Below are 22,194 nucleotides of genomic sequence, written 5' to 3'. Positions count from 1 at the left end.
TGTGAAAATTGCCGGATGCGTTCCATCTGCCGGCTGAGCGCACCAAATGCCCTTGTATGCGGGAAAAAAATGCGGTATACTATATCTGTATAGCGCTTGCGAAAAGTGCACCTTTCTGCAATTTTTGAGGAGCATAAACCATGAAGAAAACAAAACGGATCGTTGCTTTTGCGCTGGCGGCAGTTCTGGCACTGTTGGTGCTGGCCGGCTGCAAGAGCACATTGACGTCCATTGCACACAAATTGACCGGCTCGTCGGACGAGGTGCAGGAGGAGGACACGACCCAGTGGGCCGTCCTCAGCAGTGACCCGCTGATGATCGATGGCATCGCCGACACCTCCGCCAAGTATGCCACGGCGAAGGCCAACGGCTCGCTGAACATCGTGTTCAACGGGGTATGGAGCCGCCAGACCGACTACTTCACCGCCCCGAACGGGATGATCTCAGTCTACGGCTGCGGTACCGCCGAGGGTGTCCAGAAGTTCAAGATCTCGCTGTGGAAAAAGGTCGATGGCGGCGCAGAGTATGTGGACAACACCACCTTCTACTTCGTCACCGACGGCCAGAACTACCACTGCGACATCGGCAACCTCGACCCCAATGCCAGCTACCGACTGACCATCTCTTATGATTCCAGCAAGTATTACCTCTATGGTCTGCTCAAGGTGGAGGGAATCGGCTGATGAATACCCAAACCAAACATTCTCTGATGCTGATGCTCTGCGCCTTTATCTGGGGCACGGCCTTCGTGGCCCAGAGCGCGGGTTCCGGCATGGGAGCCTATTCGTTTCTGGCCGGGCGGAGCTGGCTGGCCGTGATCGTGCTGCTGCCCACGGTGCGGGCGTTCGACGCCGTGCACCGCAAGCAGGGCGTTCCCTTCGGCGGGCCCGCCACCAACGCCGAGCGCAAAACGCTTTTGATCGCGGGCCTGATCTGCGGCACCCTTCTGTTTGCGGCCAGCGCGGCCCAGCAGATCGGCATCACCATCAACCCCTCCACCGCAAAGGCGGGCTTCCTGACGGCGATGTACGTTGTTCTGGTGCCGGTGTTCGGGCTTTTTCTGGGCCGGCGGGGGAACGTGCAGCTCTGGCTGAGCATGGTCATCTCGGTGGGTGGGCTATACCTGCTCTGCATGAAGAACGGCTTTGGCGGCATTGAGTCGAGCGACTGGATCCTGCTGAGCTGCGCCGTGCTGTTCAGTTTTCAGATCATGGCGGTGGATCATTTTTCGCCCCTCGTGGACGGCGTGCGGCTGAGTCTGCTGCAATTTTTCGTCGTGGCCGTGGAGAGCACCGCAGCGGCGTTCCTCTTTGAGACACCTGCGCTGGCCGAGTTCGGGGCCAACTGGCTGCCGCTGATCTACTGCGGCGTGCTGTCCAGCGGCGTGGCCTATACGTTACAGATTCTGGGCCAGAAGGAGCTGAACCCCGCCATTGCCAGCCTCATCATGTGTCTGGAAAGTGTGTTCAGCGCCCTCGGCGGCTGGCTGATCCTGCACCAGCGCCTCTCTGTGCGGGAGGGCTTCGGCTGCGTGCTGATCTTCGCGGCTGTGGTGCTGGCTCAGCTGCCGGTGGAGGAGTGGCGGAAATGCCGGGCCGGAAACCGGAAGTGACCCTGCGCACCGCGGGCGGCATCAACTACGAGGCCGCCCGCCGGAGGGTGAAGAACCTGAACATCCGCGTCCGGCTGGACGGCAGCGTGGCCGTCAGCATCCCGCTGGGGTGCAGCTGGGCGGACGCTGACCGCTTGGTTTTGGAGCGGCGGGAGTGGATCGAGCGCTCGAAAGCCGAGCTTACTGCCCGGCAAGCCAAGATGTACCGTCAGCCCCTGCCCGAAAAAGCGGAGGCGCTGGCCCATTTCACCCGGATGAGCGATGAGGTTTACCCGGCCTTTGCTGCCGTGCTGGGCGGGCAGAAGCCCACCATCAAGGTGCGGGATATGACGAGCCGCTGGGGGGTCTGCGTGCCCGCAAAGCGGCAGATCACCTTTGCGCTCCAGCTTTACAATATGCCCGCTGCAGCGCAGATCTATGTGGTAGTACATGAGTACTGCCATTTTCTTGTGCCCAATCACAGCATGGCCTTCTGGGCGCAGGTGGAGCGCATTCTGCCGGACTGGAAAGCTCGGCGGATGTTATTGAAATAGCCCGCTCAGGCGCTTCGCGCCAGCTCCTCTACAGTGGGAGAGTTTGACAGATCGGGAACGTATAAAAGAAGCGCCCTGCGGGCAAGGGCGGATAGTACAGGAGTTGAAAAACCGTGTCGAATGAAAAGAACACCGGCGACAAATATTCAAAGCTGGCCGGAAATACCATCATCTTTGCGATCTCAAGCTTTTCGTCAAAGCTGCTGACGCTGCTGGTCCAGCCGTTTCTGACCTATGCCATGGCCGAGATCGCCGACCTTGGCCTGTCCAAGATCCTGAGCCAGTACGCAAACCTGCTCATCCCCTTTGTGTCGATGGGAATGTCCAATGCCATCATCCGCTTTGGTCTGGACAAGGGCAACAGTGAAAAACAGGTGTTCACCAACGGCCTGCTGACCATCCTCGGCGGCTTCGGCATCTTGGTGCTCTGCTGGCCGGTGGCGCAGTTCCTGCCCGATATGGCGCAGTACGGGATGCTCATCTACATCTACGTTCTGATGAGCTGTCTGCGCACCCTCTGCACCCAGTTCGTGCGCAGCCGCCAGTGGAACAAGCTGGTGGCCGTGGACGGCGTGCTCTGCACCGTGGCGACCATGGCATTTTATGTGCTGTATCTGCTGGGCTTCAAGTGGGGCGCCAACGGCTACCTGCTGGCTATCATCAGCGGCGACTTCGTCAGCGTGCTCTTCCTCAGCTTCACCGGCAAGCTCTGGAACTTTGTGGAGTTCAAGGGCATCAACCGCGACCTGTGGAAGCAGATGCTCCGCTTCTCGCTGCCCATGATCCCGGCTCAGATCAGCTTCTGGGTCATCAATGCGTCCGACCTGTTCTTCGTGCGGGAGATGTGCAACGGCCTCGACGGCAACAGTGGCGAGGCGTGGAGCGGCTTGCTTTCCACCGGCTACTTCCTGCCCACCATTTTGACCACGCTGGGCCTGATCTTCTACGACGCATGGCAGCTTTCCGCCGTAACGGAGGAGGACGGCCGCGCCAAGTTCTTCACCAAGATCTTCCGCACCTATTCCAGCGTGCTGTTCTGCTGTGCGGCGGGCATCATCTGGCTCTGCCGCCCGGTCATGCACATCATGAAATCGAATTACTACTATGCGTGGCACTTTGTGCCCTTCCTGACGCTGGCGTCCACCTGCAGCTGCTTCAACCAGTTCCTGAACAGCGTCTACGTCGTCAACAAGAAGTCCAGCCACAGCCTGTGGACGATGCTCTCCGGCGCGGTGAGCAACTGCATCATGAACTATTTCTTCATCAAGTGGTGGGGCCCCATCGGTGCGACCTTCGCATCCTTCCTCGGCCTTGGGCTGGTGTTCACCCTTCGTGCGCTGGACGCCCACAAGATGATCGGCATGTCCATCCATCCCGCGCGGGTGGCGGTCAACCTTGGGGCGCTGATGTGTGAAGCCTTCGTCCTGCTGGCAGGTGTGCCCCTCTACGGCCTGTGGACCGGCCTCATCACCGCCGCCATCATCCTGTACAATTTCGCCGGGGTCTGGGCTATGGCCCGCCTCCTCCTGCCGAAAATTTTCGGCCAGCGCGGCAAGGCGCTGGTCAATGCCGTGGATGGCTGGGTGAAACCGAAAAAGGCGTAAAAGTGTATATAAAAATCACGAAAGGCGTCTGCCGTGCTGGCAGACGCCTTTCGTGTTATCCGATAAAATAGAGGCTCACAACATTTTTTCCAACCGCTCGCGGATGGCTTTGATGAAGCCGGTGCTGTCCACGGGGGTGGGGGTGATGCCCTCGGCGAGGCCGCAGAGGTCCTTGGTCATGATGCCGTCGTTCAGGGTCTGGAGGCTGGCGGCTTCCAGCGCCTCACCGAAGCGGACGAGGTCGGGCAGGGCGTCCAGCTCACCGCGCTTTTTCAGCGCACCGCTCCATGCGAAGATGGTGGCCATGGGGTTGGTGGAGGTGGATTCGCCCTTGAGGTACTTGTAGTAGTGGCGGGTCACGGTGCCGTGGGCGGCCTCGAACTCGTACTTGCCGTCCGGGCTGACGAGGACGCTGGTCATCATGGCGAGGGAGCCGAAGGCCGTGGAGACCATGTCGCTCATCACGTCGCCATCGTAGTTCTTGCAGGCCCAGACGAAGCCGCCCTCGCTACGGATGACGCGGGCCACGATGTCGTCGATGAGGCTGTAGAAGTATTCGATGCCGGCGGCCTCGAACTTGGCCTTGTACTCGGTGTCATACACCTCTTGGAAGATGTCCTTGAAGGTGTGGTCGTATTTCTTGGAGATGGTGTCCTTGGCGCCGAACCAGAGGTCCTGCTTTTTATCCAGTGCGTAGTTGAAGCAGCTGCGGGCAAAGCTGCGGATGGAAGTGTCCTTGTTGTAGGAGCCTTGGAGCACGCCGCCGCACTCGAAGTCGTAGACCGTGGCGGTCTGCTGGGAGCCGTCCGCGCCGGTGAACCGCAGCTCCGCCTTGCCGGGGCCGGGGATGCGGAACTCGGTGGCTTTGTACACGTCGCCGTAGGCGTGGCGGGCAATGGTGATGGGCTTTTTCCAGAACTTGACGGCGGGCTTGATGCTGTCGATCATGATGGGGGCGCGGAACACGGTGCCATCCAGTGCAGCGCGGATGGTGCCGTTGGGGCTCTTCCACATCTCGTGGAGCTTGTACTCGTCCATCCGCTGCGCGTTGGGGGTGATGGTGGCGCACTTGACGGCCACGCCGTACTTCTTGTTGGCCTCGGCGGCGTCGAGGGTCACTTGGTCGCGGGTGGCGTCGCGGTTGGGCAGACCGAGGTCGTAGTACTCGGTCTTCAGATCGACGTAAGGCAGGAGAAGCTCGTCCTTGATGAGCTTCCAGAGCACACGGGTCATCTCGTCGCCGTCCATCTCCACAAGGGGAGTGGTCATTTTGATCTTTTCCATGATGGTTTCCCTTTCCTCTCTTACAAAAATCAAAAAATCTAGCAAAGACTCCGGCGGCACTGCCAGATGCGCACCGGAGGTTCGGCTTTATCTGCGGTAGGAAGCAGCCAGCTTTTCCAGAGCCGGGAGGCTGCGCTCGACCTTTTCGGTGTCGATGCAGTAGGCCAGACGTACATAGCCCTTGACGCCGAAGGTGTCGCTGGGGACGAGGAGCAGGTCATACTGCCGTGCCCGCATACAGAAGGCGTTGGCGTCCTCTTCCAGCGCTTTCGGGAAGATGTAGAAGGTGCCGCCGGGGCGCTCGACCTCAAAGCCGAGGGCCTTGAGCTTGTCGTACAGCAGGTTCATGTTCGTCTCGTAGACGGACAGGTCGCTGGTGACATTCAGACAGCGGCTCACGGCCCGCTGGATGATGCTGGGCGGGCAGTTGTGGCCGGTGAAGCGGGAGATCTGGGCCATCATATCCACGAGAATGTCCTCGCCTTCGCAGCCGGGGCGGACCGCCACATAGCCCAGACGTTCGCCCGGCAGACTGAGGCTCTTCGAGAAGGAAAAGCAGGTCAGGGTGTGGGGGTAGAACGCGGCGGGGTAGGGGACAGCTTTCCCGTCAAAGGCGATATCACGGTAGGGCTCGTCGCTGACGAGGAAGATGGTGTGGCCGTAGGCGCGGCTCTTCTCGGCCAGCAGCTCGGCCAGCCGGGTCAGGGTCTCGGCGGAGTAAACGACGCCGGTGGGGTTGTTGGGGGTGTTGATGAGCACGCAGGTGACCTTTTCGGTCAGCATCTGCTCAAAGGCGTCGAGGTTCGGCTGGAACGCCGGGGCCTGCGGCGGCACTACCTTGAGGTGGGCCCCGGTGCCCTCCACGTAGGGGCCGTACTCCGGGAAGTAGGGCGCAAAGGTCAGCACCTCGTCGCCGGGCTGGGTCACGGCGCGGATGGCGTGGGCGATGGCACCGGCGGCACCCGTGGTGGGGAAGATGTGCTTCTGCTGGTAGGGCAGAGCAAAGGTCTTGGCCAGATGCTTTGCCACGGCGGTGCGGAAGCCGGGGTCGCCCTGACTGGGGCAGTAGCCGTGGAGGTCCACCGGTTCCTCGGTGTCCAGCAGGTTCTGCATCGCCAGCGTGAACTGCGGCGGGCAGGGGACGCTGGGGTTACCCAGCGAGTAATCAAAGACGTTTTCATAGCCGATCTCGGCGGCGTGCTGTTTGCCGTACATGAAGGTCTCGCGGATGACGCTCTTGTGGTTCAGCATTCCGCGATAGGTTTCGTTCAGCATAAATACTTCCCCCTGTGAACGATCTTATTTTTGCGGAGCGACGGAATAGCTCTGCTCCAGTTTGATGATGCAGCTGTATTTGGGATCCTGTTCGGTAACGAAGCGGCACATCTCGGCCATGGCAGCGTCGGTGTCGCCGGTGTAGCCCGCCGGGAAAGTGAGGTCGAACAGGACGTTGGTGTGGCTGCCGCCGGGGACGATGCGCAGATCGTGGATGGAAAGCTGGGGGTCCAACTGGCGGAGGTGCTCCGTCAGCCGGGTGCGCAGCACCCCCACGGCGGCGTCCGAGGTCACGATGGGGTCATAGTGGATGGTGACCTGCAAATTGTCTTTTTTCAGAAAATCCCGCTCGATGTTGTCGATGACGTCGTGGGCGGCCAGCGGGTCGGCCTCGGCGGGGAACTCGACGTGGAGCGAAGCGAATTGGTGGCCGGGGCCGTAGTCGTGGACCATCAGGTCATGCACGCCCAGTACGCCGGGGTAGGACATGACGGTCTGCTCGATGTGCGCCACCAGCTCCGGCGAGGGCGTTTCGCCCAGCAGGGGGCTGAGGGTATCCATGACGAGGCCCCAGCCCGACCAGAGGATGAACGCAGCCACCGCCACGCCCATGATGCCGTCGATGACGTTCCAGCCCGTAACGCGGCAGAGGATGGTGGAGAGCAGGACAGCACCGGTGGTCAGCACGTCGTTGCGGCTGTCGGCGGCGGTGGCCAGCAGCGTTTCGGAAGCGATGCGCTGGCCCACCGTGCGGTTGAGGCGGCTCATCCAGAGCTTGACGGCGATGGAAACGGCCAGCACCCCAAGGCTGAGCCAGCTGAAAACGACCGGCGTGGGGTGCAGGACTTTGCCGATGGACTCTTTGCCCAGCGAAAGGCCGATGGCAAGGATGGTCACGCTGACCACCAGCCCGGCGAGGTACTCGTAGCGGGCGTGGCCGTAGGGGTGCTCCGCATCCGGGGCCTTGGAAGCCAGCCGGAAGCCGATGAGGCTGACGACGTTGGACGAAGCGTCCGAGAGGTTATTCAGCGCATCGGCCATGATGGCGATGGAGCCAAACAGGGTGCCCACCGTCAGCTTGCCGACGCAGAGCAGGATATTGCAAGCCATCCCTACAAGGCTGGCCAAGTTGCCGTAAGCGGTGCGGACCGCCGGGTCCTTGGTGTCGGAGGGATGCTTGATGAACAGGCGGATCAAAAGCTGGGTCATACCGATTTCTCCTGATACAGATGAATTTTGTCGGTGGAATGACTTGGAACTAGTATAACATTTTACTTTAGCATTGTGAAGCATTTTGCGATGAAAGCACGGCTTGTTACAGCGCTGTTATATGAAATTTCGTCTTGTTCCACAGACGCAAAATAGCCCCCAAGGCGGCATCTGGGCCGGTTGGGGGCTGCGGTTTTATGGGGTTTTACAAGGGCCGCCGGAACGCTCAGACGTTCTTGGTGGAGGGCTTGCTGAGGTTTACGCTGCGGATGATCTTGCGCACGGGCAGGATGCTCTTGGCGTTCATGGACAGCTCGTCCACGCCCATCCGCAGGAAGGTCTCGGTCAGGGCAGTGTCCGCGCCCAGCTCGCCGCAGATGCCGACCCAGATGCCGTGGCGGTGGCCCGCCTCGATGGTCATCTGGATGGCTTTGAGCACAGCCGGATGGTGCGGATCGAAGAAGGGCTCCAACTTGGCGTTCTGGCGGTCCAGCGCGCAGGTGTACTGGGTCAGGTCATTGGTGCCGATGGAGAAGAAGTCGCACTCGGCGGCCAGATCATCGGCGATGAGGACGGCGGCGGGGGTCTCGATCATGGTGCCGACCTCGATATTGTCGCTGAACTTCTTGCCCTCGGCGGTCAGCTCCTGCTTGCACTCTTCGAGGATGGCCTTGGCGTCCTGCAGCTCGCGCAGACTGGTGATCATGGGGAACATGATGCTCATGTTGCCGTAGGCCGAGGCCCGGAGCAGGGCCCGGAGCTGGGTCTTGAAGAAGTCCCGGCGGGTCAGGCAGATGCGGATGGCGCGGTAACCGAGGGCGGGGTTGTCCTCGTGATCCAGCTTCATATAGTCCACGGTCTTGTCGGCGCCGATGTCGCAGGTGCGGACGACGACCTTCTTCGGGGCAAGGCTCTCAAGGACCTGCTTGTACGCCTCGAACTGGTAGTCCTCGGTGGGGAAGTCCTTGCAGTTGAGGTAGACGAATTCGGTGCGGAACAGGCCGACGCCGCCCGCGTCATTCTGCTGGACCGCACCCACGTCGCCCATGCCGCCGATGTTGGCGAAGACGTTGATGGTCTTGCCGTCCAGCGTGGTGTTGGGCTTGCCCTTCAGCTCGCTGAGCAGGGCCTGTTTCTTCTGATCCTCCTGCTGGCGCTTGGTCAGGCTCTCCAAAAGGTCGGGGGTAGGGTCTACGTACACACAGGCGTTGTAGCCGTCCACCACGGCCATCTTGCCGTCCCAGTCGTCTTGGATCTCCTTGCACTGGATCAGGGCGGGGATGTTCATGCTGCGGGCCAGAATGGCGGTGTGGCTGTTGGAGCTGCCCTCGCGGGTGATGAAGCCCAGCAGCAGACTCTTATCCATCCGGACCGTCTCGGAGGGGGCGAGGTCTTCGGCCACAAGGATGCTGGGCTCGGTGCCCTGCAAAGAGGCGTTGTCCACCCCCTGCAAAATGTCCAGCATGGCCTGTGCAATGTCGATGACGTCTGCGCTGCGGGCCTGAAGATAGGGGTCATCCATGGCCGCGAAGACGGCGGCCTGATTGTCGCCCGCAGTCTTGACGGCGTACTCCGCGCACTTGTGCTGGCCGTTGATGATCTCCTTGATGGTGTCCACGAAGTCGTCGTCGTCCAGCATCATGGCGTGGATGTTGAACACCTCGGCGATGTCCTCGCCCGCCTCGTCCAGTGCCTTTTCGTACAGGGCGGTCTGCTGGTCGATGGCCTTGGCGCGGGCCGCTTCAAAACGGGCCTCCTCGGCAGCGGGGTCGGCCGCGTCTGCCGTGGAGATCACCGTATCTTTTTTCTTGTAAAGTTTCAGTTTGCCGATCGCAATCCCATTCAGGATGCTTTTGCCGGTGCCTACCTGCATCGTTCATTTCTCCTTCTCATCAAAATGTTCCATTGTGCGAAAAAGCCCCCGCAGGGAGTTCCCGCAAGGGCTTTGGTTCGCTGGTGCTCAGACGTTCTCGATCAGGAACTTCTGGATCGCTTCTGCTGCGGCGTCCTCGTCCTCACCCTCGACCTTGATGGTGACGGTCTCGCCCTGCTTGACGCCCATGCCCATCAGGGCCATCAGCTTGCGCAGGTCGCAGGTCTTGCCGTTCTTCTCAAGGGTCGCGGTGCTGGAAAAGCCCTTGACGACCTTGACCAGAAGCCCGGCGGGGCGTGCGTGGATGCCACAGGCATCTTTGACGGTGTACTGGAATTCCTTCATGCTCATTTCTCCTTACCGGTATCCCTTATCATCATCTTAAAAATCCGGGGCCGTTGGCCGCGCCGGACGCAGCCGATCTTGCTGCGGGATATCCTACCCCTATTATAAACCCGGATCGTTCATTTTTCACCATTTCATTTCGCTGATTTTTATACAGTTTTTTTGGTATAGTTCAACAGAATTTTTTGTGGAAAATTTTCAACAGAGTTTATTCGACGGGATACCCCTCTGCGTCGAGGGGAAGATCGGTGTAGCTGTAATCTTCACCGGAGGTCTGCTGGGCCTGATCGGCGGCGGAAAGCTCTTCGTCGTGGCGCTCGCCCCAGTCGCCGCTGTAGTCCTCGCCGGAGGTCTGCTGCGCTTGGTCGGAAGCGCCCAGTTCCTCGTCATGCCGCTCGCCCCAATCGCCGCTGTAATCCTCGCCGGAGACTTCCTCGGCGGGGGTCTCCTCACTGAGCGCTGCGCTCTGGGCGTCTTTGATGCCGGTGACGGTGCCGGAGGGCTTCTCCAATAAATACGCCCCGATGGCTTTTTTCCGGTAGACCAGCAGCACGCCATACTGGCTCAGATCGCCCTTGCTGGCGGCGGGGATAAGAGCCGTCCACTTTTCGACGGTTTTTCCTTTGTAGCGGGCAAGGTCGAGCCCGCTCTGCTGCACCACGCCGTTGAAGGCCGAGAAGCTGTCGTCCCACTTGCGGGGGATCTTGACCTTATCCGCCGTGATGGACGCGCCGTCCACATCCAGCCCGTAGCCCGTGAACCACGTCTGGATATCCTGTGCGCTCTCGATCTTGTTCACGCTGGCCGAAACGCTGACTGTGCGGGTGCTGATGTACCGCCCCAGCAGGGCGCTGAATGCCACCAGCGCACAGCACATGGCCCCGATGCCGAATTTCTTCAAACTTGCTTTGTTCAGTGTGACCACAAACATGCCCATGCCTCCCACCCTTGTTTGGTTCTGGAAGCAGTCTATGCGGGGCGGGCCCGCGATATGCGGAAAGCTTCTATACAAGGCCGCGCTTCTGTGCTAAAATGGGGTCAAATACAACAAACTGCAAAAGGCGGTGATCCCCAATGCCCCAAGCGCCGAAATCATCGAGACCCCAGCACCCGCTGCCGGAATACCCCCGCCCCGCGCTGCGGCGGGACAGCTTCGAGAGCCTGAACGGTATGTGGCAGTACGCCATCACAAAATCGGCCAAGCTCCCGCCCCAGTGGGACGGCGACATCTTGGTGCCCTACTCCCCGGAGACGAAAGCCTCCGGCGTGGGGCGGACGCTCCGGCCCGGCGAGTGGCTCCACTACCACCGCAGCTTTGCCCCGCCCGCGGGGGAGGGCGGCCGGGTGCTGCTCCACTTCGGGGCTGTGGATCACGCCTGCGCGGTGCAGGTCAACGGGCATCTGGTGGGCGGCCACCGGGGCGGCTACTGGCCCTTTACGTTCGACATCACCGACGCGCTGAACGCCGACCACAACCGCCTGTGGGTGGCTGTGCAGGACCCCACCGGCACCGGGCACCAAGCGCGGGGCAAGCAGACGCTCAAGCCCGGCGGGATGTTCTACCCGGCCCAGAGCGGCATCTGGCAGACCGTCTGGCTGGAGCGGGTGCCGGACAACTACATCGAGACCCTGACCGTCACCCCGGACTACGATGCCCGCACCGTGACGGTCAAGGCCCACACGGCCCAGCCCGGCGGCGCGGCGAACCTCTGGGCCGTGGTGCGGGCGGGCGGCGTGACCATCGCCGAGGACTGGGGCAGCGACGAGGCCGGCCAAGACGGCGAGGTGACCCTGACCATCCCGGAGGAGCACTTCTTCCCGTGGAGCCCGGCCAGCCCCTTCCTCTACGACCTGACCGTGGGCACGACGCAGGGCGGCGAAGAGAGCTTCGACACGGTGCACAGCTATTTCGCGCTGCGGAAATGGAGCTGTGAGCCGGACAAGAAGGGCATCCTGCGCTTCTGTCTGAACGGGGAGCCTATTCTGCTGAACGGCTTGCTGGACCAAGGCTACTGGCCGGAAGGCCTCTACACTCCGCCCTCCGACGCGGCGGTGGTCCACGAATTGCAGACCGTGAAGGAGCTGGGCTTCAACCTCCTGCGCAAGCACGCGAAGATCGAACCCCAGCGCTGGTACTACCATTGCGATAAGCTGGGCCTCATCGTCTGGCAGGACATGGTGAACGGCGGCGAGCCCTACAAGCTCTGGTTCGTGACCTACCTGACCAACGTGTTCCAGCCCCTGCTGCGGCACCTGCCCGACGGCGCGGCTCTGCGGGGCCTTCTGAGCCGCCGGAGCGAGGCCAGCCGGGAAACATACCGCCGGGAGCTGGAGGCTACCGTAGAGGCTCTGCGGGGGCATCCCTGCATCGGCTGCTGGGTGCCCTTCAACGAGGGGTGGGGCCAGTTCGACGCGGCCAAGGCTGTGGAGGCCCTGCGCGCCCTCGACCCCAGCCGCCTTGTGGACGAGGCGAGCGGCTGGTACGACCAAGGCGGCGGGGATGTGGACTCCCGCCACAACTACTTCTACCCCCTCCGGGTCCGGCCCGGCAGGCGGGTGGCGGCCCTGAGCGAATACGGCGGCATCGCGTGGCCCATGCCCGGCCATGAGCCGCCCCGTAGGACCTACGGTTACGGCACGGCCAAGAGCCGCGCCGAGTTGACGGAGCGCTACCAGAAATTGCAGCGGGACACCGTGCTCCCTCAGCTCAAAAACGGCCTGTCCGCGCTGGTGTACACCCAAGTGAGCGATGTGGAGGACGAGGTGAACGGTCTGTTCACCTACGACCGCGCGGCCCTCAAGCCCGACCCCGCCGCCGTCCGCGATGTAAATGAGGCGCTGGAAGCGGAGTTTGAGAGACTGACCCGATGATAGTATAAACGCCAAGGCCCCCGGAAGGTTATTGCTTCCGGGGGCCTTGGCGTTGTTATTTGACAGAATCAAAATCAGGATGATTGGATTCTGAAAGGATACCATGTGAGGGGAGCGATAGAAGAGGATCTTAGCGCTTGGACGAGCTTGCCGGTTCGACCTTGGAAGCGGGGAGTTTGTTCATTGCGGGAGCATCAAGGTGATGCTCCATGGAAGCGCCGTAGTCGGCGAGGGCGTCGGCCAGCTCGTCGCTCTTCAGGTCACTCAGCACCTGCGAGCGGACGGCGTCCAGCGAAGAGCCGTCCAGCGGGTCGAGACGGACCGCCATGATGAGGGAGAGGGACGAATACTGCACGGCCACGGCGTCGCCGCAGTGCAGGGCACGGATGGCGTCGGCAGAGCCCTCGGCGGTGAAGGTCGAGTCGAGGGTGCTGTTGCCCAGCAGTTCGGTCTGCAGGGAGGTGGTGCTGTCATCGGGGACGGTGGAATCCAGCACGGCGTAGATGCCGCTCAGCGCGTTGGACGCGGCGGCGTTGAAGGCGGCGAACTGGGCGGCGGCATCGTCCGGGGCAGTGGCATTGTAGCTGTCCACGGCGGCCTGTGCCAGCGAGAGCATCTCGGCTTTCTGGTCATCGTCGGCGAAGGCGTAGGTGCTGGTGTTGTAGAGGGGGATGGCGTAGTAAGCCAGCTCGTACATGCTGGTTTCGAGGTGGCTGGTCAGGTCGGCGTCGGAGACGGGGGTCTCGCCGTTCTGGCCGTACACGAGCTCCAGCAGGTCATTGCTCTTGAGCAGGATGCGCTCGAAGCGCTTGAGGGTCTCCAGACCGATGCCGTTGGCCTTGTAGGTGTCGGCGTACTGGTCCATCAGCTGCGAAGCGTAGCTGTCGGCCTGAGACTCCTCGGCCTCGGTGAGCTGGCCGCCCAGTTCGTCGAAGCGGGACTCCACGGCGGCGTACAGATCCAGATTCTTCTGGGTCTGGTCGGCGATGTAGTCGCTGACGGTGGCGGTCTCGCCGCTGTCGGGATCGGTGGTGATGGTCTCCTTCAAAAAGCTCTTGACGTTGGCGGCGTCCTGATCGGAGGAGGCGAGGTTCGCGGCGGACTGGTAGGCGTTGTACTGGGCCAGCAGATACAGGCCGGAGGTGATCTCCACATCGCCGATGGTGCCCACCGTGTCCGGGGTGGAGATGACGCAGCCCGCAAGGCTGATGATGAGGGCCAGTGCACAGAGAAGTGCGGGAAGTTTTTTCTTCATAAATATACTCCTATTTTTTGTAACTCCCTCAGTCTCGCGTTCGCTCGACAGCCCCCTCTGGGAGGGGGCCAAAAGCCTCCCTCCGGGAGTGAGGTGGCATCGCGAATGCGATGACGGAAGGAGTTATTTATCTTTTAAGATCTCTCCCATTGCCTTCAGGATGCTTTGCAGCAATTCCAGTGGCTTTTCGTCCTTCTGAAGAGTGACGGAGAGGTAGGGCTTGCTGCCCGCCCCGGCGGTGACGCGGCCATTGAAGGCCACGAGCAGCCCCCGGATCATGGGCACGTCCAGCGTCTCCACCTGAAGCACGAGGGTGTCCTTTTTCTGGGTGACCTCATACACGCCCACGGCGGTGGCCTGAACGCGGACAAGGGAGACATTGACAAGGTCGCTGACCGAAGGGGGCGGGTCGCCGTAGCGGTCGATCAGCTCGTCCAGCACGTCGGCGGCATCTTCGGGGGTCTGGATGGCGGCGATCCGCTTGTAGGCCTCGATCCGGCCGGGGCCGTCGGCAATATATTTTTCGGGGATGTAGGCGTCCACCCGCAGATCCACAAGGCATTCGCTCTTGTCCCGCTGGATGGGCTCGCCTTTGGCCCGCGCGATGGCCTGCCCCAGCATCTTGACATAGAGGTCATAGCCTACGGCCTCCATGTGGCCGTGCTGGCTGTGGCCCAGCAGACTGCCCGCGCCGCGAATTTGGAGGTCGCGCATGGCGATGCGGAAACCGGAGCCGAAGGCCGTGAACTCCCGGATGGCGGAAAGCCGCTTCTGGGCAATGTCGGAAAGGGTCTTGTCCCGCCGGAAGGTGAAGTAGGCGTAGGCTTTCCGGCCCGAACGGCCTACCCGGCCCCGGATCTGGTAGAGCTGAGCCAGACCCATCCGGTCGGCGTCCTCGATGATAAGGGTGTTGCAGTTGCGCACGTCAATGCCCGTTTCGATGAGGGTGGTGCAGACGAGGATGTCGATCTCACCGTTCAGCAGGTGCTGCCAGACGGGGTTCAGCTCCTCCTCAGTCATCTTGCCGTGGGCGATGCCGATGCGGGCACCGGGTACCATCTGGCTGACGTGGGCGGCGCAGGACTCAATGTTGTCCACCCGGTTGTGCAGGTAGTAGACCTGACCGCCGCGGGCCAACTCCTTCTTCATGGCTTCGGCGAGGATGATGTCGTTGTACTCCAAAACGAACGTCTCCACAGGCTGCCGCTCGATGGGCGGCTGCTCGATGGTGGACAGGTCCCGGATGCCGCTCATGGCCATGTTCAGGGTGCGGGGGATGGGGGTGGCCGAGAGGGTCAGCATATCCACGCCGATGAAGTTTTCCTTCAGCTTTTCCTTGTGCTTGACGCCGAAGCGCTGCTCTTCGTCGATGATGACAAGGCCGAGGTCGTGGAAGCGGACGTCCTTCGACAGCAGCCGGTGGGTACCCACCACGATGTCCACGCTGCCCGCCTGCAAGCCCCGCAGGGTCTCTTTCTGCTGCTTGGCGGTGCGGAAGCGGGAGAGCATCCCGACCTTGACGGGGAAAGCTTCCATCCGGGAAAGGATGGTGTTGTAGTGCTGCCACGCCAGCAGGGTGGTGGGCGCAAGGATGGCGCACTGCTTGCCGCCCATGACGCACTTGAACGCGGCCCGCAGGGCCACTTCGGTCTTACCCACGCCCACGTCGCCGCAGAGCAGACGGTCCATGGGATAGCCGCGCTCCATATCCTTTTTGATCTCGGAGGTGGCGTTGAGCTGGTCGTCGGTCTCGTCGTACTCGAACCGGGCCTCGAAGTCGCTCTGCCAGTCGCCGTCGGGCGGGAAGGCGTAGCCTGTGGCCTGTCGACGGCGGGCGTACAGCTCAATGAGCTCCTGCGCCATCTCCTCGGTGGCCTTTTTGACCTTGGCGCGGGTGCGCTGCCACTCGGTTCCGCCCAGCTTTGCCAGCTTCACCTTTTCCTCGTCGCCGGGGGCGGTGTAGCGGCTGAGCAGGTCCAACTGGGTGACAGGAACATACAGCACGTCCGAGCCGGAATACTGGATCTTCAGGTAATCCTTGATGGCACCCTGCACCTCAAGACGCTGGATGCCCGCATACATGCCGATGCCGTGGCTCTGGTGCACCACATAGTCGCCGGGCTTGATGTCCGACAGGCTGGACAGGGCGTTCTTATTCTTTTTCCGCTTCTTCGCTTCGGCGGAGGCTTCGTCCAGCCCGTGCCGCCGGGAGGAGATGACCGCCATGCGGGCGAAGGGAAAGTTGCACCCGGCGGTCAGGTGGCCGGGCAGCACCTGCACCAGCCCCTTGGCGGGGCGGACGTCCCGGCTCATGCTGACGGCGTAGCCCTTGTCCGCAAGGTCGCGGGTCAGGGCCGCTGCGCCCTTGGGCGTGCCGGCGAAGAGGGTGACCGCATACCCCTGCGCGATGAGGGGGTCAAGGTCCTCCCGGAGGGACGCCATGTCACCGCCCCAGTTGGGGGCGGCAAAGGCCTCGGCGTTGATGAGGGCTTTCAACTGGAACTCGTTCATGCCGCGCAGGAAGTTTTCGCACAGCAGGGTGCTCTGCTTCTGGGCGGCGATGATGAGGTCGTCCATGGTCTGATACAGCACGTCCAGACCGGGGCAGAGGACGCCCTCTTCCAGCAGACCGGTCAGCTCTTCGCTGCGGCGGAACTCGGTGGCCTTCTGAGCGTCCCGGATGCCGCCCACTTCGTCCAGCACGAAGAGGGGGCTGTCGAGATGGTCCAGCAGGGTGGCCGGGGCGGGGTAGCGGAGACCATAGTATTTGTCCATGGCTTCGGGCATCAGGCCGGAGTCCAGCTGGGACAGGTCGGCTTCCATGGCCTTTTCCAGCGCGGCGCGGTGCTTGCCGCGGGCTTTCTTCTGAGCCGCGCGCAGGGCCTCGGCGGTGTCGGCCGTGCTACCGAACAGCACCTCGCGGGCGGGGGAGAGGTAAATTTTTTCCAGTGTGCCGTCCCGCCGCTGGGTCAGCAGGTCGAAGGAGGCCAGCGAATCAATCTCGTCGTCCCAGTATTCGATACGGGCGGGCTGGCGCATATCGGGGGCGTAAATGTCCACGATGTCGCCGCGGACGCTGAACTGGCCGGGGCCGTCCACCTGACTGCGGCGGACGTATCCGGCGGAGAAGAGCCGCTCCACCAGCGCCTCCCGGTTGTAGACCATGCCGGGCTTGAGGGTGAGGGTGTTCTTCAAAAACTCGTCGCGGGGGACGGTGTACTGCAAAAGCGCCTCCGCCGGGACGCAGACGGCATTCAGCCGCCCGCCCGCCAGTGCGCCCAGCACCGACAGCCGCCGGTACTCGTACTCGCGGCCCGCGCCCTCCACCGGGCGGAGCATGAAGTCGCGGGGCGGGAAGACCGCTGCCGTCAGCCCCAGCGCCTTGAGGTCATCCGCAAAGTGGGTGGCCTCAGCCTCGCCGGGCGTCACGATGCAGAGCACCCGCCCAAGGTCTTTTTGCAGCACCGCATACAGCAGCGCCCGGCCCGCCGGAGGCAGCCCGAACAGCGCTGCCGGGCCCGGCGCGGCAAGGCTCGCAGAAATTTTCTGGTACTCTGCCGTGTTTTTCAGCAGGGATTCGTACATCGTGGACCTCCTTTCGCAGTGGGCTGAGGATGATTGCGCTGCAACGCAGCGCAATCATCCATTATACTTGCTCTGTGCCAGCCCCAGCTTGCCATCCATGATGAGCTTGGCTGCGGCCTCCAAATCGGGATACCGGTCGGCCATGGCCTTGGCATCGTCGGGCGGGAACTTGCCCAGCACCCAGTCGGCCAGATCGTAGTCCGGGCGGGGCTTGGCTCCGACGCCGATGCGGATGCGGGGGAAGTTCTCGCCGCCGAGGCGGGCGATGATGCTCTTCAGGCCGTTGTGGCCGCCCGCCGAACCGGAGGGCCGGATGCGGAGCTTGCCGGGGTTCTGGGTGATATCGTCGCACAGGACGATGACGTGGTCGGCGGGGATTTTGAAGAAGCCCGCCAGCGGGGCGATGGAGTCGCCCGAAAGATTCATGTAGGTCAGGGGCTTGAGCAGCACGACCTTGTGGCCGTCCACATCCCCTTGGCCCCACAGGCCCTGAAATTTGGTTTTGCTGACCGCGATGCCCCACTTGGCGGCGAGGGAGTCCAGCGCGGCGAACCCGGCGTTGTGGCGGGTGCCGTCGTATTTGGGCTCCGGGTTGCCCAGCCCGGCGATCAGCCAGATGTCAGTTGCATTCATATCGTGACTTGCCTTTTCCTGTTTTTTGATGATGCTTTGAAAGCAAGTTCTTAGTATATCATACGCGCGGATAAAAAGATATACATTTTGAATCGAAATATCGTCAAACGCGAAAAAGGCCGCAGTAAACTCCCCCAGTCACGGCTTTGCCGTGCCAGCCCCCTCGGAGAGGGGGCCGAAAGCCTCCCTCATTGAGGGAGGTGGCATCGCATCAGCGATGCCGGAAGGAGTTTGCAGCAGCCCGATGGAGGAGCGGCGGACGCTTACTTGCCCTGCGCATCCTCCAGCTTCTTCTTTTTGGCGATGTAGGCTTCCATCTTGGGGGCAGCCCAGCCTTCGAGGTTGGTCTGGCGGTCGCGGGCGATGCCCAGCGCCTGTGCGGGCACATCCTTGGTGATGGTGCTGCCTGCAGCGGTATAGGCGCCGTCGCCTACCTTGACCGGGGCCACCAAGTTGGTGTTGCAGCCGATGAAGCAGTAGTCGCCGATCTGCGTGCGGAACTTATCCTTGCCGTCGTAGTTGCAGGTGACGGTGCCGCAGCCGAAGTTGCAGTACTTGCCCACGTCGCTGTCGCCGATGTAGGTCAGGTGACTGACCGTGTTGCCGCGGGCAAAGTTGGAGTTTTTGGTCTCCACGTAAGCGCCCAGATGGACGCCGTAATCGGTGACGGTGTTCACCCGCACATGGGTGAAGGGGCCGATGTTGTTGTGGGGGCCGAGGTGGCTGCCGTAAACTTGGCTGGCGTTGACGGTGGTGCCCTCGTCCACGGTGCTGTCCTCGATGAGGCTGTTGGGGCCAATGACGCAGCCCGCGCCGATGACGGTCTTGCCGCGCAGGATGGTGCCCGCCAGAATGGTGGCACCCGGCGCAATGACCACGCCATCGTCGATCTCCACGGTGCGGCTTGCGATGTTTACGCCGTTTGCGATGTGGCGCAGCAGGAGCGTTTCCCGCTTTGCCTCGGCTTCGGCCAGCTTTGCGCGGGCAGCCTCCAGCGCGCTATTGGAAACAGATTCCATAAACTGATCCCTCCTTCGGGACGAAATGACCTTTTTGTTGTATCCATGATGAGGAGAAACTCCGACAAATTTCTGGTACATTGTCCACGATCCTGCACATTGGATAGAAAGTTGTATCCAACAAGCCGAAAACGGCTCCAGAAACTAAAAACCTCTCGAAATCTCTCCCATTCTATATTACTCAAAAACTGAGTAAAATGCAAGGGATTGCACAAAAATTATCAAACAAATTCGGTGTTTTGCATGGTGGCAAGACGTGGATTTTCTGGTATAATGGTTTAGCATTCACATGACAATGTTCATCGTATCAGAATTGTGAGCAAACGATGAGACCGCCGGAGCAAAGCACCGGGGGCCACAATTGGGAGGTAAACAACGCATGAGCAAAAAGTATCTGTACTACTTCAGCGAGGGCAACAACGCCTTCGGCGGCGACAAGGTCACCATGAAGAATACTCTGGGCGGCAAGGGCGCCGGTCTGGCTGAAATGACCGCAGCCGGTATGCCGGTGCCGCAGGGCTTCACCATCACCACCGAGGCCTGCACCCAGTACTATGCAGACGGCCGTCAGATCAATGACGAGATCACTGCTGACATCTTCGAGCACCTCAAGGGCTTGGAGAAGATCACCGGCAAGACCTTCGGTGATAACGAGAACCCCCTGCTGGTCTCCGTCCGTTCCGGCGCACGTCAGTCCATGCCCGGCATGATGGACACCATCCTGAACCTCGGCCTGAACGACGAGGCTGTTGAGGGTCTGGCAAAGAAGACCAACAACGCCCGTTTCGCTTATGACTGCTACCGCCGCTTCGTCCAGATGTTCGCAGACGTCGTTATGATGGTCCCGAAGAGCCTGTTCGAAGTCGAGATCGATAAGATGAAGGAAGCCAAGGGCGTCAAGAACGACGTGGACCTGACGGCTGACGACCTGAAGGAACTGGTCGGCGTCTTCAAGAAGATCTACGAAGAGAACGAGGGCAAACCCTTCCCGCAGGATCCCCGCGATCAGCTGATCGAGGCTGTCAAGGCCGTCTTCCGCAGCTGGGACAACCCCCGTGCAAACGTTTATCGTAAGATGAACGAGATCCCCTACGAGTGGGGCACCGCTGTCAACGTGCAGCAGATGGCATTCGGCAACTCCGGCGACCGTTCCGGCACCGGCGTCGCCTTCACCCGTGACCCCGCCACCGGCGCAAAGAAGCTGATGGGCGAGTACCTGATCAACGCACAGGGCGAGGACGTCGTCGCCGGCGTCCGCACTCCGTCCCCCATCAGCCACCTGAAGGATCAGATGCCTGAGGTGTACGATCAGTTCGTTGAGATCGCGACCCGTCTGGAGAACTACTTCCGCGATATGCAGGATATGGAGTTCACCATCGAGGACGGCCACCTGTACATGCTGCAGACCCGTAACGGCAAGCGCACTGCTCAGGCCGCTCTGCAGATCGCATGCGATCTGGTGGACGAGGGCATGATCACCGAGCAGGAGGCTGTCCTGCGCGTGGAGCCCAAGCAGCTGGATACCCTGCTGCATCCCCAGTTCGACGCCGCTGCCCTGAAGGCAGCCGAGGTCGTCGGCAAGGGTCTGGCGGCTTCTCCCGGTTCCGCCTGCGGCCAGATCGTCTTCACTGCTGAGGAAGCAGAGGAGAAGGTCAAGTCCGGCGAGATGAAGAAGGTCGTTCTGGTCCGTCTGGAGACCTCTCCTGAGGACATCGTCGGTATGCAGGTCTCTCAGGGCATCCTGACCGTCCGCGGCGGCATGACCAGCCACGCAGCCGTTGTTGCTCGTGGTATGGGCACCTGCTGCGTCTCCGGCTGCGGCAACGACAACGAGGTCAAGATCGACGAAGAGGCTAAGACCTTCGAGATCAACGGCCACAAGTTCGTCGAGGGCGATTGGATCTCCATCGACGGCTCCACCGGCAACATCTACGGCGAGCAGGTCGCAACCGTCGCCGCTACCGGCAACAAGAACTTCAACCGCTTCATGGGCTGGGCTGACGCAGCTCGTCAGCTGCTGGTCATGACCAATGCGGATAACCCGCGCGATGCACAGCAGGCAGTGGATCTGGGTGCTGAGGGCATCGGCCTGTGCCGTACCGAGCATATGTTCTTCGCGGAGGACCGCATCAAGGCTGTCCGTGAGATGATCTGCGCCCGTACCGTGGAAGAGCGCGAGGCTGCTCTGGCCAAGGTCGAGCCGTTCCAGCAGGGTGACTTCGAGGCGATGTACCGCATCATGGGTGAGCGCCCGATGACCATCCGTTATCTGGACCCGCCTCTGCACGAGTTCCTGCCCACCAAGGACGAGGACATCAAGGAGCTGGCTGCCGATATGGGCATGACCTTCGATGACCTGAAGAACGTCGTTGCTTCCCTGCACGAGTTCAACCCCATGATGGGTCACCGCGGCTGCCGTCTGGCTGTCACCTACCCGGAGATCGCCGCGATGCAGACCCGCGCTGTCATCAAGGCAGCCCTGAACGTCTCTGCTGAGACTGGCTACATGATCACCCCCCACATCATGATCCCGCTGGTCGGCGAGGTCAAGGAGCTGAAGTTCGTCAAGGACGTTGTCGTCAAGGTCGCGGACGAGCTGATCGCTGCTGCCGGCGTTAAGATGAAGTATCAGGTCGGTACCATGATCGAGATCCCGCGCGCCGCTCTGACCGCCGGTGAGATCGCCAAGGAGGCTGAGTTCTTCAGCTTCGGCACCAACGACCTGACCCAGATGACCTTCGGCTTCAGCCGTGACGATGCTGCCAAGTTCCTCGGCGCATACTACGAGAACAAGATCTACGAGAGCGATCCGTTCCAGCACCTCGATCAGGTCGGCGTCGGCAAGCTGGTCAAGATGGCTGCCCACGATGGCCGCGAGACCCGCCCCGATCTGGGTCTGGGTATCTGCGGCGAGCACGGCGGCGATCCCACGAGCGTCGAGTTCTGCCACAACGTTGGTCTGGACTACGTCAGCTGCTCTCCCTTCCGTGTGCCCATCGCCCGCCTCGCTGCGGCTCAGGCTGCTATTAAGAACCCTCGCAAGTAATTGCGTGAGGGCTTGGGAAAGCACCAATAAAGTATATGACCGCCTCGGTT

General features: G+C 61.6%; 16 protein-coding genes. 6 read left to right on the top strand and 10 right to left on the bottom strand.

The features are described from left to right. Window positions 1-140 precede the first annotated feature (140 nt). From C4N23_RS06185 to C4N23_RS06170, 4 genes are all read left to right on the top strand, one after another. Window positions 141-683, top strand: a complete 543-nt coding sequence (locus tag C4N23_RS06185; protein ID WP_112144826.1) for a hypothetical protein — start codon at window positions 141-143, stop codon at window positions 681-683. Beyond that, window positions 683-1,612: a DMT family transporter gene (locus C4N23_RS06180; RefSeq protein WP_055191488.1), complete on the top strand. Its 930-nt coding sequence runs from the start codon at window positions 683-685 to the stop codon at window positions 1,610-1,612. The genes C4N23_RS06185 and C4N23_RS06180 overlap by 1 nt, the downstream gene beginning before the upstream one ends. Then, window positions 1,588-2,145, top strand: a complete 558-nt coding sequence (locus C4N23_RS06175; protein ID WP_112144824.1) for a M48 family metallopeptidase — start codon at window positions 1,588-1,590, stop codon at window positions 2,143-2,145. The genes C4N23_RS06180 and C4N23_RS06175 overlap by 25 nt, the downstream gene beginning before the upstream one ends. Window positions 2,146-2,258: 113 nt before the next feature. Beyond that, on the top strand, window positions 2,259-3,749 hold the full coding sequence (locus C4N23_RS06170) for a lipopolysaccharide biosynthesis protein (RefSeq protein WP_112144822.1): 1,491 nt from the start codon (window positions 2,259-2,261) through the stop codon (window positions 3,747-3,749). Window positions 3,750-3,824: 75 nt separating this feature from the next. Here C4N23_RS06170 and C4N23_RS06165 read toward each other — a convergent pair whose 3' ends face one another. The 6 genes from C4N23_RS06165 to C4N23_RS06140 form a co-directional block, all read right to left on the bottom strand. Beyond that, a complete protein-coding gene (locus C4N23_RS06165; RefSeq protein WP_112144820.1) occupies window positions 3,825-5,033 on the bottom strand; it encodes an NADP-dependent isocitrate dehydrogenase in 1,209 nt (402 codons plus the stop codon). A gap of 87 nt (window positions 5,034-5,120) precedes the next feature. Next, window positions 5,121-6,308, bottom strand: coding sequence for a pyridoxal phosphate-dependent aminotransferase (locus C4N23_RS06160; protein WP_112144818.1), 1,188 nt, complete (start codon window positions 6,306-6,308; stop codon window positions 5,121-5,123). A 24-nt stretch (window positions 6,309-6,332) separates the two neighbouring features. After that, complete coding sequence (locus tag C4N23_RS06155) at window positions 6,333-7,517, bottom strand: cation diffusion facilitator family transporter (protein WP_112144816.1); 1,185 nt, start codon at window positions 7,515-7,517, stop codon at window positions 6,333-6,335. Between the two features lie 226 nt (window positions 7,518-7,743). Next, window positions 7,744-9,390: a phosphoenolpyruvate--protein phosphotransferase gene (ptsP, locus tag C4N23_RS06150; protein WP_112144814.1), complete on the bottom strand. Its 1,647-nt coding sequence runs from the start codon at window positions 9,388-9,390 to the stop codon at window positions 7,744-7,746. 87 nt (window positions 9,391-9,477) lie between these two features. Then, window positions 9,478-9,741 carry an HPr family phosphocarrier protein gene (locus C4N23_RS06145; RefSeq protein WP_112144812.1) on the bottom strand — a complete coding sequence of 88 codons (264 nt, stop codon included), beginning with the start codon at window positions 9,739-9,741 and terminating at the stop codon, window positions 9,478-9,480. A 202-nt stretch (window positions 9,742-9,943) separates the two neighbouring features. Beyond that, entirely contained in the window at window positions 9,944-10,666 is a 723-nt protein-coding gene (locus tag C4N23_RS06140; RefSeq protein WP_097839087.1) for a DUF4830 domain-containing protein, read from the bottom strand. 143 nt (window positions 10,667-10,809) lie between these two features. Between C4N23_RS06140 and C4N23_RS06135 the strand changes: the two genes are divergently transcribed. Then, window positions 10,810-12,606, top strand: coding sequence for a glycoside hydrolase family 2 protein (locus tag C4N23_RS06135; RefSeq protein ID WP_112144810.1), 1,797 nt, complete (start codon window positions 10,810-10,812; stop codon window positions 12,604-12,606). A gap of 130 nt (window positions 12,607-12,736) precedes the next feature. Here C4N23_RS06135 and C4N23_RS06130 read toward each other — a convergent pair whose 3' ends face one another. The 4 genes from C4N23_RS06130 to C4N23_RS06115 all read right to left on the bottom strand — a co-directional run bounded on the left by C4N23_RS06130 (window position 12,737) and on the right by C4N23_RS06115 (window position 19,098). Beyond that, window positions 12,737-13,861: a foldase gene (locus C4N23_RS06130; RefSeq protein WP_112144808.1), complete on the bottom strand. Its 1,125-nt coding sequence runs from the start codon at window positions 13,859-13,861 to the stop codon at window positions 12,737-12,739. 123 nt (window positions 13,862-13,984) lie between these two features. Continuing rightward, entirely contained in the window at window positions 13,985-17,446 is a 3,462-nt protein-coding gene (gene mfd / locus C4N23_RS06125; protein ID WP_112144806.1) for a transcription-repair coupling factor, read from the bottom strand. A gap of 54 nt (window positions 17,447-17,500) precedes the next feature. Then, entirely contained in the window at window positions 17,501-18,079 is a 579-nt protein-coding gene (gene pth, locus C4N23_RS06120; RefSeq protein WP_055191517.1) for an aminoacyl-tRNA hydrolase, read from the bottom strand. 263 nt (window positions 18,080-18,342) lie between these two features. Continuing rightward, entirely contained in the window at window positions 18,343-19,098 is a 756-nt protein-coding gene (locus C4N23_RS06115; RefSeq protein WP_112144804.1) for a UDP-N-acetylglucosamine diphosphorylase, read from the bottom strand. Between the two features lie 379 nt (window positions 19,099-19,477). Here C4N23_RS06115 and ppdK point away from each other — a divergent pair, with 379 nt between their 5' ends. Further along, window positions 19,478-22,144 (top strand): pyruvate, phosphate dikinase, encoded by a 2,667-nt coding sequence (gene ppdK, locus C4N23_RS06110; RefSeq protein WP_112144802.1) that lies wholly within the window; start codon window positions 19,478-19,480, stop codon window positions 22,142-22,144. Window positions 22,145-22,194: the final 50 nt, after the last annotated feature.

Origin of the sequence: Faecalibacterium hattorii (genome assembly GCF_003287455.1) — a bacterium.
Classification (GTDB): Bacteria; Bacillota; Clostridia; order Oscillospirales; family Ruminococcaceae; genus Faecalibacterium; species Faecalibacterium hattorii.
This window is presented reverse-complemented; position numbering and strand designations above follow the sequence as displayed.